The sequence below is a fragment of the Bradyrhizobium glycinis genome (genome assembly GCF_016031655.1).
In the GTDB taxonomy this organism is placed as follows: domain Bacteria; phylum Pseudomonadota; class Alphaproteobacteria; order Rhizobiales; family Xanthobacteraceae; genus Bradyrhizobium; species Bradyrhizobium glycinis.
On the sequence record NZ_JACCHQ010000019.1, the window covers coordinates 115,505 to 131,231 of the forward strand.

The 15,727-nt window shown below is 64.0% G+C and carries 14 protein-coding genes; 5 read left to right on the plus strand and 9 right to left on the minus strand.

Annotated features, from left to right (window positions below; translation table 11 throughout):
- Positions 1-1,370: 1,370 nt before the first annotated feature.
- The 4 genes from HZZ16_RS24945 to HZZ16_RS24960 form a co-directional block, all read right to left on the minus strand.
- Entirely contained in the window at positions 1,371-1,628 is a 258-nt protein-coding gene (locus tag HZZ16_RS24945; RefSeq protein WP_036044359.1) for a hypothetical protein, read from the minus strand.
- Between the two features lie 198 nt (positions 1,629-1,826).
- The gene (locus tag HZZ16_RS24950; RefSeq protein ID WP_197952513.1) at positions 1,827-2,039 is read right to left on the minus strand and encodes a hypothetical protein; all 213 of its coding nucleotides are present in this window, start codon (positions 2,037-2,039) and stop codon (positions 1,827-1,829) included.
- Positions 2,040-2,189: 150 nt separating this feature from the next.
- Positions 2,190-2,366, minus strand: coding sequence for a hypothetical protein (locus tag HZZ16_RS24955; RefSeq protein WP_197952514.1), 177 nt, complete (start codon positions 2,364-2,366; stop codon positions 2,190-2,192).
- 124 nt (positions 2,367-2,490) lie between these two features.
- Entirely contained in the window at positions 2,491-4,227 is a 1,737-nt protein-coding gene (locus tag HZZ16_RS24960) for an adenylate/guanylate cyclase domain-containing protein (protein ID WP_197952515.1), read from the minus strand.
- A gap of 314 nt (positions 4,228-4,541) precedes the next feature.
- Between HZZ16_RS24960 and HZZ16_RS24965 the strand changes: the two genes are divergently transcribed.
- Complete coding sequence (locus HZZ16_RS24965; RefSeq protein ID WP_197952516.1) at positions 4,542-6,731, plus strand: lytic transglycosylase domain-containing protein; 2,190 nt, start codon at positions 4,542-4,544, stop codon at positions 6,729-6,731.
- 75 nt (positions 6,732-6,806) lie between these two features.
- On the opposite strand, the gene HZZ16_RS24970 is transcribed toward HZZ16_RS24965, so the two are convergent.
- Together HZZ16_RS24970 and HZZ16_RS24975 are read right to left on the minus strand one after the other, a co-directional pair.
- The gene (locus tag HZZ16_RS24970; RefSeq protein WP_197952517.1) at positions 6,807-7,169 is read right to left on the minus strand and encodes a hypothetical protein; all 363 of its coding nucleotides are present in this window, start codon (positions 7,167-7,169) and stop codon (positions 6,807-6,809) included.
- The gene (locus HZZ16_RS24975) at positions 7,166-7,354 is read right to left on the minus strand and encodes a hypothetical protein (protein WP_197952558.1); all 189 of its coding nucleotides are present in this window, start codon (positions 7,352-7,354) and stop codon (positions 7,166-7,168) included. Before HZZ16_RS24975 ends, HZZ16_RS24970 begins: the two co-directional genes overlap by 4 nt.
- 68 nt (positions 7,355-7,422) lie before the next feature.
- Between HZZ16_RS24975 and HZZ16_RS24980 the strand changes: the two genes are divergently transcribed.
- From HZZ16_RS24980 to HZZ16_RS24995, 4 genes are all read left to right on the plus strand, one after another.
- Positions 7,423-7,734 carry a hypothetical protein gene (locus tag HZZ16_RS24980; RefSeq protein ID WP_197952518.1) on the plus strand — a complete coding sequence of 104 codons (312 nt, stop codon included), beginning with the start codon at positions 7,423-7,425 and terminating at the stop codon, positions 7,732-7,734.
- Positions 7,735-8,507: 773 nt separating this feature from the next.
- Positions 8,508-10,493: a PAS domain S-box protein gene (locus tag HZZ16_RS24985; RefSeq protein ID WP_197952519.1), complete on the plus strand. Its 1,986-nt coding sequence runs from the start codon at positions 8,508-8,510 to the stop codon at positions 10,491-10,493.
- On the plus strand, positions 10,487-11,161 hold the full coding sequence (locus HZZ16_RS24990; protein WP_376707590.1) for a response regulator transcription factor: 675 nt from the start codon (positions 10,487-10,489) through the stop codon (positions 11,159-11,161). The genes HZZ16_RS24985 and HZZ16_RS24990 overlap by 7 nt, the downstream gene beginning before the upstream one ends.
- A 96-nt stretch (positions 11,162-11,257) precedes the next feature.
- The gene (locus tag HZZ16_RS24995) at positions 11,258-11,644 is read left to right on the plus strand and encodes a response regulator transcription factor (RefSeq protein WP_197952520.1); all 387 of its coding nucleotides are present in this window, start codon (positions 11,258-11,260) and stop codon (positions 11,642-11,644) included.
- A 108-nt stretch (positions 11,645-11,752) separates the two neighbouring features.
- On the opposite strand, the gene HZZ16_RS25000 is transcribed toward HZZ16_RS24995, so the two are convergent.
- The 3 genes from HZZ16_RS25000 to lpdA form a co-directional block, all read right to left on the minus strand.
- Complete coding sequence (locus tag HZZ16_RS25000; protein WP_197952521.1) at positions 11,753-12,724, minus strand: tripartite tricarboxylate transporter substrate binding protein BugD; 972 nt, start codon at positions 12,722-12,724, stop codon at positions 11,753-11,755.
- Positions 12,725-12,923: 199 nt separating this feature from the next.
- On the minus strand, positions 12,924-14,165 hold the full coding sequence (locus HZZ16_RS25005; protein WP_197952522.1) for a threonine synthase: 1,242 nt from the start codon (positions 14,163-14,165) through the stop codon (positions 12,924-12,926).
- Positions 14,166-14,300: 135 nt separating this feature from the next.
- Entirely contained in the window at positions 14,301-15,722 is a 1,422-nt protein-coding gene (gene lpdA, locus HZZ16_RS25010) for a dihydrolipoyl dehydrogenase (protein ID WP_197952523.1), read from the minus strand.
- Positions 15,723-15,727 lie beyond the last annotated feature (5 nt).

Consider the following 15,727-nt stretch of genomic DNA (forward strand, 5'->3'; position numbering starts at 1 on the left):
CCGGCCAACCCTTTCAGACCCGAAAAATCAGAGCCAAGATTTGAATCGACCTTGGGAGTTTTCTCGTCGCCTTCGAAGACCGCCGCTGCCCTTAAAACATTAGAGCGATTTTATTCATGCTCGGGTGTGGCCAAAAAGCGGCGGCGATGCGAACCGCCGGTGATGACGGTTAAATCCGGGGTGGGTGTTGCCCAGGCAGCACAATCGTTACCGGGAAGACACGGGCCTGCTTACTACAATACCACTCCGAAGACGACAAACCACAACCTGAGATTTTTCGGTAGGCACAGAACATCCGATCTGAACAACGGACGACACACCGGAAGTGAGTCGCTGGCGGCCTCGCGAAGCGACGTGCATCGCTCGTGTCCCGGACAAACTGCAACGCGTGGAGCGTTGCGGCAGAGCCGGGACCCAGGCAACGCGGCAATTGCGGACAGATGGGCCCCGGCTCGGCAGCGCATCGTCGAAGAGACGATGCGTTGCGTCCGGGGCACGAGAGCGGAGCGTGGTGCTGCGCTCGCGATGACGAAGTATGAAGCGATGGTGCGTTCTCCAAGTAACCCTTCGCGGGCGATGACACCGAGTGTGTGGCTGTAGACGTGCGTATTCAGCCTCGCAGCGCATTCCGCCCGAGCTTTGCTTGATCTCGCCGCCCTCACGTTCAAGGGCGCAGGGAAGACCGGGTGCCGGCGGCACCCGCGGTCCGCTGCGCGAAATGCACACGCAGGAAGAACCGCACAGCAGCATACAGGTGAAGCCCAACACACGGCCTTCCCTGCGCGATGGTCGGACGGCTTATGCCGCGCTCTCCCGGGAGCCGAGTTCGTTCTGGCCTCCCTCACTCTCGCAAAAGTCACCGACACCGCGCCGGTTGACGCAGATGCCGCATTCGCGAGAGCTTGACCGTAGCAACGACGGCCAGGACCACACGGTTTTGCCGTACGCGCGGTTCGTTGGCGCCGCAGGGTTCGACGGATTTGTGCACGTTGCCATCGAAATGCCGGCGCGACGAACCTGACAGCGCCGCTCGTCCATACGAAGCCTTAGGGCTCACGGAGAGCAATCCGCCCTGCCCTCAGCTCTCGTACACGACGCTGCCGCGTCCACCGCAAGCCCGGCTCGCGACAATGACGACCGCATGATCGCCCCTCAAGATTGAGCCGGGATGGGCGAGACATACGATATTTCCGAATTTCGGTAAAGCGGAATATTTTTACATTGATGGATTGACAGGGGGCGACACGGGGCGAGACCAGTAGCCGGATGGAGCGCGAGCGCCATCCGGGACGGTGCGAGATGCGGGCGAGCGGACCCGGACCATCCGGGCTGCGGGAGACGGGATTCAGACGACCCGGCGACGCCGAACATCAGGACCGCCCGCGCGAGCGTTGCGCCTGGGCCCAGGCGACAGCGACGTCGCGCGGCGGGACATCGACGCGCTTGATGGGGGTCAATTCGCCAGAGGCTGAGACGATCGCCGTTTCTTCGCGGCGGCAACGCGTGCAGACGAAGCGGACCTCGTGCGGCGACGCCGACCAGCTCGACCGTTTCACATTGGCCGCCATCGGCCAGGCATCGCAATGCGAGCACGACACCAGAAATCGACCGGGATCGAGCATACCCATTCCATTGGACTCCGCGTCCTGCCGCCTCCCTTCAATGATTAATCCATGTAAATCGTTCCGGTGTTCAGGCACCGCCGGCCTTGACTCGGGGCCGCTACCGGTTCCGCGCATCCGCAAAGCGTCGGGCGGGCAATTGCGTTGCGACCTCACCGGCGGCGTCGCGCCGCGATCGCTGCAAGGCAGAGGCGGCGATCCCGCTCAGCGAGCGCCCTTGAGGGTGCAGGAGGTCGTGCAGGTGACCGTCGTGCCGCGGTCGCACGCTTTGCAGGCGCTGACGCACTGGTTCATGTCGCGTGGATTGTAGCTGTAGTTGCGCAACGGACAGGCCGGCGTCGTCGAGCCGGTGATGTCCTGCTCCTGATCGCAGGCCGCCATCATGAGCGCGAATATAATTACTGCAACGAGGCGCATGGGATTGCCCTGTCAGACATGGCAAATCACAGTCACGAGGCGCGCTGCATTGCAGCGAACCTCGGCCTTCCCAACACGAGCGTCGCCGGTCGGCGATACTCGCTTGCTCCAAGGATGCGCGCCAAACGTTAAGAACGGATTTCAGCCGGCTCAGGCCGCAGCCGTCGTCGCGATGACCTGCCGGATATCGACAGCCAGCTGACGGTACTGCTCCCCGAGCTTCAAATAGAACTCGCGCTTGCTGCTGTCGGTGGCGAGCTTCGCGATCAGCTCACATTCGGCGGTGAGCGTCTCGAACCGTTCCAGCCTGTCTTCGAGATGTGTCATCGGCGTGTCCCCATCAGACGCCTCAGGGACATCCAACCTAAGCCCGAGAAATAGGTCACGGCGAACATCGTTATAGAGTAGCATCTTTTTTTCCGGCGCGGCGTGCCCGACCGCAAAGGCACGGCTATTTCTGCTCCAGCCGCCAGACGCCGTCCCAGTTGGGATCCGGCGGATTGGCCGCAAACTGCGCGATGCGGCCGAGCATCGTGCGCGAGGGGCCGTCGCCGGGGACCGCCTCGAGCGCCGCGTTGAATGCGGCGCGGGCCTCGTCGAAGCGCCGCGCACGATAGGCGGCGAGACCATCGGCATAATGCGTGCGCAAGCTGACTTGCGCATTGGTGAGTGCGCCCGGTCTCGCCATCAGCTCGAAGATCGCCTGCGGCGCGCTTTGGCCCGCGACCGCCAGATGATCGATCTCGCGCAATTCCAGGCGCGATCCGATTCCGTCGGCGGTCGCCTGCGAGATCAGGATGCGGGTGCCGTAGACCTTGTTGACGGCCTCCAGCCGCGAGGCGAGGTTCACGGCATCGCCCATCACGGTGAAGCTCATCATCAGCTCGGAACCGATGCTGCCCGTCAGGACCTCGCCCGTGGCGATGCCGACGCGAAGATCGCAGGGCGCCGGCATGGCGCGGATGCCGAGCAGGTCCGGCAGCTGCTTCTGCAGCGCAGGCACCTGATCGGTCATCTCGACGGCGGCAAGCCCGGCGAGCAGACCCTGCTCATCCTCTTCGATAAAGGGCGGCCCCCAATAGGACATGATGGCGTCGCCGATATATTTGTCGATGATCCCGCGATTGTTCCTGATGGGAGCGGACATCACGGTGAAGTAGTGGTTCATCACCTTGACGAGGCCGCGCGGCGTCATGCCCTCGCTCATCGAGGTGAAACCGCTCATGTCGCAGAACATGATGGTCATCACCCGGCGCTCACCGTCGATGGCGACCTCCGGCCGGTCGATCAGGCCCTGCACCACCTTCGGGTCGATGTAACGGCCAAAGGTCTCGCGAATCCGCTCGTTGTGCCTGAGCTGCTCGATCATGCGGTTGAATGCGGCGGCGAGCTCGCCGATCTCGTCCTGCGTCGAGACGGTGATGGGCTTGTCGAACCGGCCCGCCTCGACCTCGCGGGCGCCGGCCAGCAGCAGCCGCACCGGACGCGTGATGCCGCTACTCACCAGCAGCGCAAACACGAAGCCGACGATCGCCGCGAGCAGGGTTACGACCCCCGAGACGATGATCGCCTGGTGCTGGCGGCCGATCACCTGAGACGTCGAGAAATAGACCTGCGTCAGCATGTCGGCGCGGATCGCATCGACCTTCCGGTTGAACGCATCGCGCAAGCCGTCGAGGTGTTCCAGCGTGCCGCGGGCCGCGGCCATGTCCTTGGCCTCAACCTGCTTGAGCAGTCTCGCATTGCCCTCGTCCAGATCGCGCCGCAGCTCGGTGACGGCGCTTTCGATCCGGACGTCGAGCCGTGCCAGCGCGGCGTTGTCGGAATACGTCCTGGGGTCGTCGATGATCGCGTTGATGAGCTTGCGAGCGGCCTCAGCCTCCTGCTCGAAATTGCGGTCCAACGCCTCGAAGTCGCGAAGCCGCGCCGCATAGGCCTCCTCATCCGACGGCGCCTCCATCCTGGTCATCACCATCCGCCGCAGCGCCAGCGCCCGCTCCAGCGAGCGGATGTTCGCGCGCGCCAGATGGCTATAGGCCGGGATGTAGCGGTTAGTCAGTTCGTCGAGCAAAATACCGACCTGGCTGGACATCACCATCGACAGGATCGAGGTGACCAGCATCAGGACGATCAATCCGAGAGCGATGCCGACGATCTTTCGCCGTATCGACTGGTTGAAAATCGGCATAGGTGCAGGGCAAAGGCTGAAAGGATGAAGCGAGGGAACTCATACACCCGATTTGGCCGAGGGAACACGCGCAATCTGGCCGTTCTGGCGTCCTGTACCCTGCCCAATCCTCGCGAAACCCGATCGTTAACGAAGGGTAAAGCTATTGCCTCTTCCGTCCTTTCGGAAGTTCCCCGGTTCCAATCCGTATTTTGCCGCATTGTTGCGACAGCTTGAGGATGCGACACGACGCCGACGCATCGTTCGGTGCTTGATTCGCAAGCCGCATGTCGCGGACCTTGGTTTGTAGTGGTTTTCGCAGGGGGGACCATCGAATGAACCAGTGCCTACGCTCGCTCGCGTGTGTCGTTGCCGTGGCCGCGATGGCCCTCCTTCCCACCGAGCTGGCGGCGAAGAGCAGTCACAAATCATCCGCACCGAAGAAGACGCATGATGCGAAAGCCGGCAAGCACCGCCACGCTTCCGCCGGCAAAGCGCGACACGGCAAACACGCCGAGGCCAAGCGCAAATCGAAAAAGACGGTCGATAAGCCCGCGGACAAGCCGGCGGCGCCGCCGCTGACCGGCGATCTCGCCGCGTTGAAGGACGCCATCGATCTGACCCGCAAGGGCAAGACCGAAGACGCGAGCGCTGCGCGCGACCGCATCACCGACCCTGCCGGACAGAAGCTCGCCGACTGGTTCATGCTGCGCCATTCCGAGAGCACCGCGAATTTCAAGCGCTACGCCGCCTTCCTCGCCGCCAATCCCGACTGGCCGAGCAGCGCCCTGCTCCGCCGCCGTGCCGAGGCACGGCTGTGGCAGGAGAAGGCGGACGCGGCCGTCGTCCACAGGTTCACGATGGATCGCCCAACCAGCGCCAAGGGCAAGTTCGCGCTGGCGCGCGTCCTGCTCTCCGAAGGCGAGACCGACAGGGCTGCGCGGCTGGTCCGGGAAACCTGGCGCGCGGAGGAATTGTCCGAGCGGAGCGAGGAGGATTCCTACCAGGTCTTCCGTGATCTGCTCACGGCGGACGACCATCGCGCCCGCATGGACAAGCGTCTCGGCGCCAAGGACTATGATGGCGCAAGGCGCGCGGCCAAACGGCTCGGCGAGGATGCGCTTGCCATCGTCAAGGCCTGCGTCGCCGTCACCGGCAAGGCCAACAAGGCCAAGGACTACCTCGAGGACGTACCGGCGGAAGCGCGCCGCGATCTCGGCTACGTGCTGTGCCGCGCGCAATGGCACCTGCAGAAGGACCGCATCGACGACGCCGCCGAGGTGATCCTCGCCGCCGCGCCCGAGACCATGGCGGCCCAGGACACCGACGCATGGTGGCGCGAGCGCCGCCTGCTCGCACGCAAGCTGCTCGACCAGGGCAAGTCCAGGACCGCCTATGACGTGGTGCGCACGGCCGTGGTGCCGGAAAAGGAAGTCTACCGCGTCGACCATCACTTCATGTGCGGCTGGATCGCGCTACGCTTTCTGAACGATCCCAAGACGGCGATGATGCACTTCGCCGCGATCGACGAAGGCTCGGCCAATCCGATCGCGTTGTCCCGAGCCCACTACTGGCGCGGCCGCGCCGCCGAAGCCCTGGGCGCGACGGCCGATGCGCGCATGAGCTATCGGGCTGCGGCGCGCTATCAGACCGCCTATTACGGCCAGCTCGCCCGCGCAAAGCTCGGCCTCGATGGAATCGAGCTGCGTCCGCCCTCGCCCGTGCTGGCCTCGGCCGGCACGCAGCTTGCGGACGAGCGCGTGCGCGCCGCTGACATGCTCTACGGCATCGGCGAGCGCGACATGGTGTTCTACTACGCCGAGGACTTCGCCAAGGAGAGCACCGATGTCGCCGCGCTCGAAGCGCTCGCCGAGCTCGCCGGCCGGCGCAACGATGCGCGCGTGATGCTGGAGGTCGGCAAGACCGCGCTGGCGCGGGGGCTCGCGCTCGATCATTACGCCTTCCCGACCATCGGCATTCCCGAGCACAAGCAGGTCGCGCCTGCGATCGAGACCAGCGTGATCTATTCGGTGGCGCGCACCGAGAGCGCGTTCGATCAGCGCGACAAGTCGCCGGCCAACGCGGTCGGGCTGATGCAGGTGACGCCGGAGGCGGGCCGCGATACCGCCAAGCGCTTCGGCCTCACCTATGACTGGGACAGGATGGTCTCGGATCCCGTCTACAACACGCAGATGGGCGCGGCCGAACTCAGCGCGCTGTTCTCGGAATATCGCGGCAACCAGATCATGACCTTCGCCGGCTACAATGCCGGCCGCGGCCGGGTCCGCGAATGGGTGCAGGCGCGCGGCGACCCCCGCGATCCCAATGTCGATCCAGTCGACTGGGTCGAGCGCATCCCGCTGTCCGAGACGCGCAACTACGTCCAGCGCGTGATCGAGAACGTGCAGGTCTACCGCGCAAGGTTCGAAGGCAGCGGCATGGTCGCCGGCAAGAGCGACCAGCGCGTGGTGACGCACGAGGCCGCCGCAACGGAGCCGGTGGCGGCCGCAGCACCCGTTCCCTGATCGACGCCGCCGGGGCTGGACGCGGCGCCTGCAAGGATACGGTGCTGCGGCTTCCACGCGAGTGCAGTCGCGCAGCTAGGTGTCACCTCCCTCCATCGTGATCAGATCGCGACTGTCCAAATATGCGCCGGTCAAAGCTCTCGCGAAGGTCCAGGCGGTGATCGTGCAGCTCCAGCACCAGACGGCACTCATGACCGTCAACGTCTCGATCATGCTGCCAGCGGCGAGCTCGACGTTACCGGCAATTGGTTCCGTCCGCCCAGGCACCGGCCAGTGCATGAACAGCGTGGAGAATTCGCCGCGCCGGTAACAATTCTCGTCACAGTAACGGCGCTGCGTCCGCGCATGCCGGACATAGCCGGAGCCGAGAGGCCGCGAGCATGTGCTGCACGTGGCCGAGTGCAACGGGGGCTCGTGATTGACCACCACGAATTTCATGAAGCCGCTCTCACGCCATCTTTCGCGAGCGTCTCGCAGAACAGCGCGTAGCACTGATGATCGCAATAAGGCAGACGGGTCGCGATCTCGCGCAAATAGCTGCCGCTGATCGGCTCGCCGCACTGCATGCACGAGGTCTGCCGGAACGGGGTCCGGCCGTTGACCAGCACGAACGCGAATCTCATGTGGCACCTCCCAAAGCGAAGCAGTAAACGCTGTCGAGCGGAGACAGTGCGGGCGGTGGAGCGCACAGATGGTTACGGCCGTCCGGATTATCCCTGTTTCGCTCCACCTTTTGCGGTGGGATCAGAATGTATCTCCCGTCCTCCCGGCGCCGCGCATAGATCTGGCCGTCGATGTACTTGATGTCGGTCGGATAACAGTCGGCGCTGTTGCAACAACTGAGGCTCGGGTTATCCGGCATGTGCCAGGTCGAATAGAATTTTTCGTGCAGCGCCTGATCGTGGGGTGGGTGCTGGCGATGAACGGCACCATGTCCCGTCTCCTGTGCCTGGCCGGCCGCGATTGGGACGATGAGAACGATCCAGCAGAAGAGCTTGCATGAGTGGTTCAACGCACGGCCTCCCGGATCAGCTCTCCCATCCCGCCTTATGCGACCTGGGCCCGAAACAACCAGCGGCGGTCGCGTTCGCTTCGCGTGCGGAAACGATCAACGCACTTCTTGGAGCAGAGCGCCGTGCGCCAGGAATAGTAGCGGATCAGGCCGAACTTGCCGCCGCACACCGCACAGCCATTGACTGAGGAGCAACTTTCGGACGCCGATAGGCGACGCTCAGGAAGTACCGATAGATCGCACATTGCTGTCTCCCTCTGTTGCTTCCGCTTTTGCCAGTCGTCGCTTCGACCAAACGCGGATCGTGGATTGTCCCGATCACAGCTGCCTCGTGCTTGGTCGTGCCTGTCGGTGAGAGGCTGCGGCCCTAAGGTTCGAGACCCCGCTACCCGTCAACCGCTGCGATTGGCTCGCCGACACTCCCGATGATCATGAGGCTAGTCCGTCGTGCCCTGGGCCCTCAATTGTACGGAGGTAAATGGCCCACATGATTAGGAATGGAGGAGCTATACCTAAGTTTGTCCCGTATTCGCCCGGGGTGGCCGGGCTCATGTTCAACGAGACGGCGCACGGCGCTCCGGCTGCACGGTCACCGTGAAACCTTGGCCGGCACGGTGTCCTTGATGCGCCGCAAGGGACCCGGCGGCGAGCGGACAGTCTAAAGGCGAACGTCATGATGGCTGATCCGACTTTGGCTGGAATTGCTCCTCTCGCCGCAACGTGCTCTACTTCTGTTCACGCAGAGAGTGCCGGGAGCGCCAGCGATGAAGCCTGGCCGGGCAGCGACATTCGGGAAGTCAGCCGCGCAATTCCTCGTCGGCTGCCTGAGGCAAACTGTTCCCGCCAAGCAGCGCACCGATCCCAATGCTGCCGACTTGCTCGAGGCGGTCAAGCAGTGGCAGCAGGTCTTCGAGCACACGCCGGTCATGTACTTCATGGTCGATCCGGCCGGTACCGTGATCAACGTCAACACGTTCGGTGCCGAGCAGCTGGGCTACACGCCGGCGGAGTTGATCGGCCGATCCGTGCTGGATGTCTTCCTCGCGGAGGATCGCGCAACGGTCCGCGCCTGTATCACGTCGTGCCTCGAGACCGTTGATCAGTCACACACCTGGGAAATCCGGAAGATTCGCAGGGACGGCTCGATATTGTGGGTGCGCGAGAACGCCAAGGCCATGCGGCGGGCCAATGGCGGGCCGATCGTGCTGGTCGCCTGCGAGAACATCACCGAGCGCAAGGAGGCAGAGAACGCGCTGCGACAGAGCGAGGCTTACCTCGCCCAGGCGCAGGAATTGAGCCACACCGGCAGTTTCGGCTGGAAGGCCGCAACCCGCGAGATCACCTGGTCCAAGGAGACCTATCGCATCTTCGAATGCGAAGAGGGGACGAAGCCGGCGATCCCCTTCATGCTTCAGCGGATTCATCCGGAGGACCGGCTCGCCGTGCAGCAGACGACGGGCCAGGCGGCGCGCGAGGGCAAGGACTATGATCACGAATACCGGCTGGTGATGCCCGACGGTTCCGTCAAGCACGTCCGAGCGGTGGCACGGGCAACGCGAGATGCGAACGGTCGCGTCGAGTTCGTCGGATCGGTCAGCGACATCACGGCGACCAAGGAGGCAGAACGCCGACTTCGTGACAGCGAGCAGCGCTTTCGCGATTATGCCGAAACTGCGTCTGATTGGTTTTGGGAAACCGGGCCGGACCACCGGGTCACCCAGATATCCGAGCACTCCGATACCATCGCCGCCCCCGCCGGCCTGATCGGGCTCACGCGTTGGGACATTGCGCCCGACGCCGCTCTCGAGCCCGAAAAATGGCGACAACACCGAGCGGCGCTCGACGCCCACGTCCCGTTCCGCGACTTGGTGTATCGCAGCAAGGACCGCAATGGGCAGCCGATCTACGTCCGGACCAGCGGCAAGCCGTTCTTCGACGCGGACGGCGCTTTCCTGGGCTACCGTGGCGTTTGCACGGACGTCACCGCGGCCATCCGGGCCAATCAAGCCGAAGACGCGCTGCGCAAGGCCCAGGCCGAGCTCGCCCATGTGACACGTGTCACGACACTGGGTGAGCTGACCGCTTCGATCGCCCACGAGATCAATCAGCCGCTCGCCGCAGTGATCGCAAATGCCGACGCCTGCCTCGCCTGGCTGCAGCGCAGTCCGCCGGATATCAAAGCGGCCCGCCGTTCCGTCGAGTGGATCATCGAGGACGGCAGGCGTGCCGGCGACGTGATCCGTCACGTTCGGGCGCTCGCCAAGCGTTCTGACATCGAGATGGTCCCGCTCGACGCCAATGCGGTCGTGCGGGAGGCCGTCGCGCTCGTTCAGCGCGAGATGGCCAGCCACGCCGTGTCCGTCCGCATGGAGCTGTCCTCGGCGCTACCGAGGATCTTTGGCGATCGTATCCAATTGCAGCAGGTCCTGATCAACCTGATCATGAACGGGATCGAGGCCATGGCAGACGTCCACGATCGCCCGCGCGAGCTGGCGATCCGCTCACAGGCGAGCGGCGATGGCGCGATGCAGGTGAGCGTTTCCGACTGCGGAACCGGCATCAGCGAACAGGCGATAGACCGCCTGTTCACGCCGTTCTTCACCACGAAGTCCTCCGGCATGGGCATGGGTCTGTCGATCTGTCGATCGATCATCGAGGCCCATGGCGGACGACTTTCCGCCATACCAAATCAGGAGCGCGGCGCGACTTTTCAGATCACCTTGCCCCTCCACCGAGAGGAAGCATCGTGACCGAGCGCGCGGACTCTTCGCCGCCCCAGAAGGACAACGATCAGCCTCTTGTCCTCATCGTCGACGACGACGCGTCGATGCGCCGTGCGCTCACCAATCTGTTCGAGTCGGTCGGTCTCAAGGTCGAAGCATTCGGCTCGGCGCCGCAGCTCCTCCAGGCCAAGCCGCCAGACGTCCCGAGCTGCCTGGTGCTCGACATCCGCCTGCCCGGAACGAGCGGCCTCGAACTGCAGACCGACCTTGCCAAGGCAAATATCCACACGCCGATCATCTTCATTACCGGTCATGGCGATATTCCCATGACGGTTCGGGCCATGAAGAGCGGGGCGATCGACTTTTTGACCAAGCCGGTCCGCGATCAAGACATTCTCGACGCAGTCCAGGCCGCGATCGAGCGAGACCGCAAGCGCCGCGACCTCAACAGGACGGTCTCCACGGTCAGATCACGCTTCGAGTCACTGTCCTCGCGGGAGCGAGACGTATTGTCACTGGTGACGTCCGGCCTGATGAACAAGCAGGTAGCCGCCCAGCTCGGATTGGCCGAAATCACCGTCAAAATCTACCGCGGCCAGATCATGCGGAAAATGGGCGCGAAGTCGCTGGCCGATCTGGTGAGAATGAGCGAGGCGCTCGGGATCGGCCCGAACAAGCCCGATGCACAAACCTAAGTATGAGTTTCCAATCGTGACCGGCAGGTCCACCTTACGCCTTTATGTTCGAGCCGTGGCGACGGCAAGCGTAATTCCCGGCGAGGAGCGGACGTCTTGTCAGTGGCTTCGGTCATCTCGGTGCTTGACGACGACCCTTACGTTCGGGCCGCGATAAACAATCTCTTGGAATCGCGCGGGTACAACGTCCACACATTCGCCTCGGCGGAAGAGTTCTTGAGCTCGACCGATTCGAGCAACACCTCGTGCGTGATCGCCGACGTGCAAATGCCGCTGATGAGCGGAATCGATCTGTTGACGAAGATGCGGGCGCAAGGTTCGGCTACGCCGTTCATATTCATCACTGCTTTTCCGGATGAGGGCGTGCGTGTGCGGGCGCTCGATGCGGGCGCAACCTGTTTTCTCGGCAAGCCATTCGCCGCCTCGGATCTGATGCAGTGCCTGGACCGTGCGCTGGCACCAGGTCACCAAATCACGTCGTGAGCGCCCCGCCGCCAGCAAACGCGGCGGTGACCAAGATGGCCGCGTTGGCGGCCTGCACAGAAGGATCGCGGAATCTCGCCACACCGCGAGGCCTGTGCCGTCCGGCGCTCAATCCACCTTGATGTTGGCCGCCTTGATGATCGGCCACCATTTCGCGATCTCGGCCTTCTGCCGCGTGCCGAGCGCTTCGGGCGTGAGCTGATCCTTGGGCGTCATCTCGAGACCCTGGCTTTCGAGCTGCTTGCGCACCGCCGGATCGTTCAGCGCCTCCACGGCCGCGGCGTTGAGCTTTGCGACGATCTCCTTCGGCGTGCCCTTCGGCACCCACATGCCCGACCACAGCGTCATGTTGAAGCCTTTCAGGCCCGCCTCCTCCGCGGTCGGGATCTCGGGCGCGGAGGCGAGGCGTTTGTCGTCGGTGACGGCGTAGGCGCGGATGGTGCCGGCGCGGACCTGGCTGATGGAGTTGGAGGTCTGGTCGACGATGATGTCGATCTGGCCGGCGATGAGATCGTTCAATGCCGGCGCCGTGCCGCGATACGGCACATATTGCAGCTTGATGCCGGAGACGTTCTCGAAATAGACGCCGGCGATGTGGCTGCCGGAGCCCGCGCCGGCCGTGCCGGCGGTCGGCGGCGACGGCCGCGACTTCAGCCATTCGATCAGCTCCTTCAGCGAGGTCGCGGGCACCGCATTCTTGCTGACCACGATCATCGGGTTGCTCGGCAGCAGCACCACCGGCTCGAGGTCGGCGACGAGGTCGAATTTGAGCTTGTAGACGGCGCCGTTGGCGACGTGGGTCCCGAGATGGCCGAACGAGATGGTGTAGCCGTCGGGCGGCGATTGCACGGCACGGGCCACACCGATGGAGCCGCCGGCGCCGGTGACGTTCTCGATCACCACGGGCTGGCCAAGCGGGACGCGCATGCGCTCGGCAAGCACGCGCGCCATCGCATCCGACGGGCCGCCGGCGGCGAAGGGCACGATGATAGTGATGGGACGGGTGGGATAGTCATCGGCGCGCGCGGCGCCGGTCACAGCGAGAACAGCAAACAGTGCAGCCCAGACGGCTTTCGTCATTGTCTTCTCCCCAGCGATCTCTCTTTGCTCTTCTTCACCTCTCCCCGCTTGCGGGGAGAGGTCGACTTGCGAAGCAATTCGAGTGAGGGGGTACAGGTCTCACGAACATCTCATTCGCGGAGAGAGGCCCCTCACCCCAACCCTCCCAGCGCGAGCGAAGCTCGTCGCGCCCCCGTAAGAACGGGGAGAGGGAGAACTGCTAGAATTGGGAATAGTCGATCGGCTTGTGGCGATCGAGCGTGCGGGTGACCGGCGGCAGCGGATATTTCAGGCCGGTCGCGCAGTTGAACAGCATGACACGATCGGTCTTGCTGACGCGACCGTCGGCGAGACTTTCCTTGTAGGCAGCGTAGGTCGCGGCGCCCTCGGGGCAGAGCAGCAGCCCCTCCTCGCGCGCGACCTCGTTGAGCGCCGCCGAGATCTTGTCGTCGTCGACGGCGATGGCAAAGCCCTTGCTCTCGCGCACCGCGCGCAGGATCAGGAAGTCGCCGATCGCCTGCGGCACGCGGATGCCCGAGGCGATGGTGTGGGCGTCCTCCCAGCGCGTCGCATGCTCGGTCCCGGCATCAAAGGCGCGCACCATCGGCGCGCAGCCGGACGCCTGCACCGCGACCATGCGCGGGCGCTTTGAGCCGATGAAGCCGATCTTCTCCAGCTCGTCGAAGGCCTTCCACATGCCGATCAGGCCGGTGCCGCCGCCGGTCGGATAGAAGATCACGTCGGGCACGTCCCAGCCGAGCTGCTCGGCGAGCTCGAGGCCCATCGTCTTCTTGCCCTCGATGCGGTACGGCTCCTTCAAGGTCGAGGTGTCGAACCAGCCGACCTTGGCCTTGCCCTCGCCGACGATCTTGCCGCAATCGTCGATATAGCCGTTGACGCGGTAGACGGTCGCGCCCTGCAGCTCAATCTCGCTGACGTTCACTTCGGGCGTGTCGGCCGGGCAGAAGATCGTGGTCTTGATGCCGCAGCTCGTCGCGTAAGCCGCGAGCGCCGCGCCGGCGTTGCCGTTGGTCGGCATCGCCATGTGCTTGATACCGAGCGCCTTGCCCATCGACACCGCCATCACGAGACCGCGCGCCTTGAACGAGCCGGTCGGCAGCCGTCCCTCGTCCTTGACGATGATCTCGCCGCCGCCGAGTTTTGTGCCGAGCTTCGGCAGCCGGATCAGGGGCGTCGTCACTTCGCCGAGCGAGACGATGTCCTTGCATTTGCGCACCGGCAACAGCTCGCGATAGCGCCACATGTCGCCGGGCCGCTCCTTAAGCGCATCCTTGGTCAGCGCCTTCTTCACGCCCGCGAGGTCGTAGCGCACCAGAAGCGGCTTGCCGGCCTTGGAGAGGTTGTGGACCTGGTCGGCGGCGTAATGATCGCCCTCCATCGCGCATTCGAGATGGGTGACGAAGGTCGGGCGTTCGATTGTGAGATTGTCGTTGTCGTGCATGCTGCTTCTTTCTTTTTGCTTATTGATCCGCTCTTTCCACTCGTCATTGCGAGGAGCTCTTGCGATGAAGCAATCCAGACTATGTCCGCGGAGGCATTCTGGATTGCTTCGCTTCGCTCGCAATGACGGCGGTCGTCAAATATTCAACACCCGTCCGTACGCATCCAGCACGGCTTCCTTCATCATCTCCGACAGGGTCGGATGCGGGAAGACCGTGTGCATCAGCTCTTCTTCCGTGGTCTCCAGATTCATCGCGACGACGTAACCCTGGATCAATTCGGTGACCTCCGCGCCGACCATGTGCGCCCCGAGCAGTTGGCCGGTCTTCTTGTCGAAGATGACCTTGACCAGGCCCTGATCCTCACCGAGCGCGATCGCCTTGCCGTTGCCGACGAAGGGGAAGCGGCCGACGCGGATCTCGCGGCCGTTCTCCTTGGCCTTGGCTTCCGTCAAGCCGACGGATGCAACTTGCGGATGGCAATAGGTGCAGCCCGGGATCATGTTCTTGTCCATGGGGTGCGGGTGCAGGCCCTTGATCGCCTCGACGCAGATCACGCCCTCATGCTCGGCCTTGTGCGCGAGCATTGGGGGACCGGCGACATCGCCGATCGCATAGATGCCGGGGACGTTGGTCTTGCCGTAGCCGTCGACGACGATGATGCCCCGGTCGGTCTTGACACCGATTTTTTCCAGGCCGAGATTCTCGATGTTGCCGACGACGCCGACCGCCGAGATCACGCGCTCGAACTCGGTCGTGACAGGCTTGCCCTTGCCGTCGTCGATGGTGGCGACGACGCTGTCGGCCTTCTTCTCCAGCTTCGTCACCTTGGTCGAGGACATGATCTTGATGCCCTGCTTCTCCAGCCGCTTGCGGGCGAAACCTGCGATCTCGGCATCCTCGACCGGGAGGATCTGCGGCAGCACCTCGACCACGGTGACGTCGCTTCCCATGGTGTGGAAGAACGAGGCGAACTCGATGCCGATCGCGCCGGAGCCGACCACCAGCAACGACTTCGGCATCCGCTCCGGCACCATCGCCTCGAAATAGGTCCAGACCAGCTTCTTGTCGGGCTCGAGGCCGGGCAGCACGCGCGGCCGTGCGCCGGTCGCGACGATGATGTGTTTGGCCTGATAGGTCCCCTCGCCCTGCGCGCCCTTCGGACCCTCGACATCGGACTTCTTCACCGTGACCTTGCCGGGCGCGTCGATCGAGGCGGCGCCCCAGATCACGCTGACCTTGTTCTTCTTCATCAGGAAGCCGACGCCGTCGTTCAGCCGCTTGGAGACGCCGCGCGAGCGCTGCACTACGGCCTTCGGATCGAACGAGACCTTCTCCGCCGACAGGCCGTAGTCCTTGGCATGCTGCATGTAGTGATAGATCTCGGCCGAACGCAGCAGCGCCTTGGTCGGGATACAGCCCCAGTTCAGGCAGATGCCGCCGAGATAGGATTTTTCTACAATTGCCGTCTTTAAGCCGAGCTGCGCGGCGCGGATGGCGGTGACATAGCCGCCGGGGCCGGAGCCGATGATGATGACGTCGAAGGATGTGTCGGCCATAGCGG

Bases quoted from the DNA above. Each gene is read 5' to 3' on its own strand.
- HZZ16_RS24945 (WP_036044359.1), bottom strand. From the start codon at position 1,628: ATGGGTATGCTCGATCCCGGTCGATTTCTGGTGTCGTGCTCGCATTGC.
- HZZ16_RS24950 (WP_197952513.1), bottom strand. From the start codon at position 2,039: ATGCGCCTCGTTGCAGTAATTATATTCGCGCTCATGATGGCGGCCTGC.
- HZZ16_RS24955 (WP_197952514.1), bottom strand. From the start codon at position 2,366: ATGACACATCTCGAAGACAGGCTGGAACGGTTCGAGACGCTCACCGCC.
- HZZ16_RS24960 (WP_197952515.1), bottom strand. From the start codon at position 4,227: ATGCCGATTTTCAACCAGTCGATACGGCGAAAGATCGTCGGCATCGCT.
- HZZ16_RS24965 (WP_197952516.1), top strand. From the start codon at position 4,542: ATGAACCAGTGCCTACGCTCGCTCGCGTGTGTCGTTGCCGTGGCCGCG.
- HZZ16_RS24970 (WP_197952517.1), bottom strand. From the start codon at position 7,169: ATGAAATTCGTGGTGGTCAATCACGAGCCCCCGTTGCACTCGGCCACG.
- HZZ16_RS24975 (WP_197952558.1), bottom strand. From the start codon at position 7,354: ATGAGATTCGCGTTCGTGCTGGTCAACGGCCGGACCCCGTTCCGGCAG.
- HZZ16_RS24980 (WP_197952518.1), top strand. From the start codon at position 7,423: ATGGTTACGGCCGTCCGGATTATCCCTGTTTCGCTCCACCTTTTGCGG.
- HZZ16_RS24985 (WP_197952519.1), top strand. From the start codon at position 8,508: ATGAAGCCTGGCCGGGCAGCGACATTCGGGAAGTCAGCCGCGCAATTC.
- HZZ16_RS25000 (WP_197952521.1), bottom strand. From the start codon at position 12,724: ATGACGAAAGCCGTCTGGGCTGCACTGTTTGCTGTTCTCGCTGTGACC.
- HZZ16_RS25005 (WP_197952522.1), bottom strand. From the start codon at position 14,165: ATGCACGACAACGACAATCTCACAATCGAACGCCCGACCTTCGTCACC.
- lpdA (WP_197952523.1), bottom strand. From the start codon at position 15,722: ATGGCCGACACATCCTTCGACGTCATCATCATCGGCTCCGGCCCCGGC.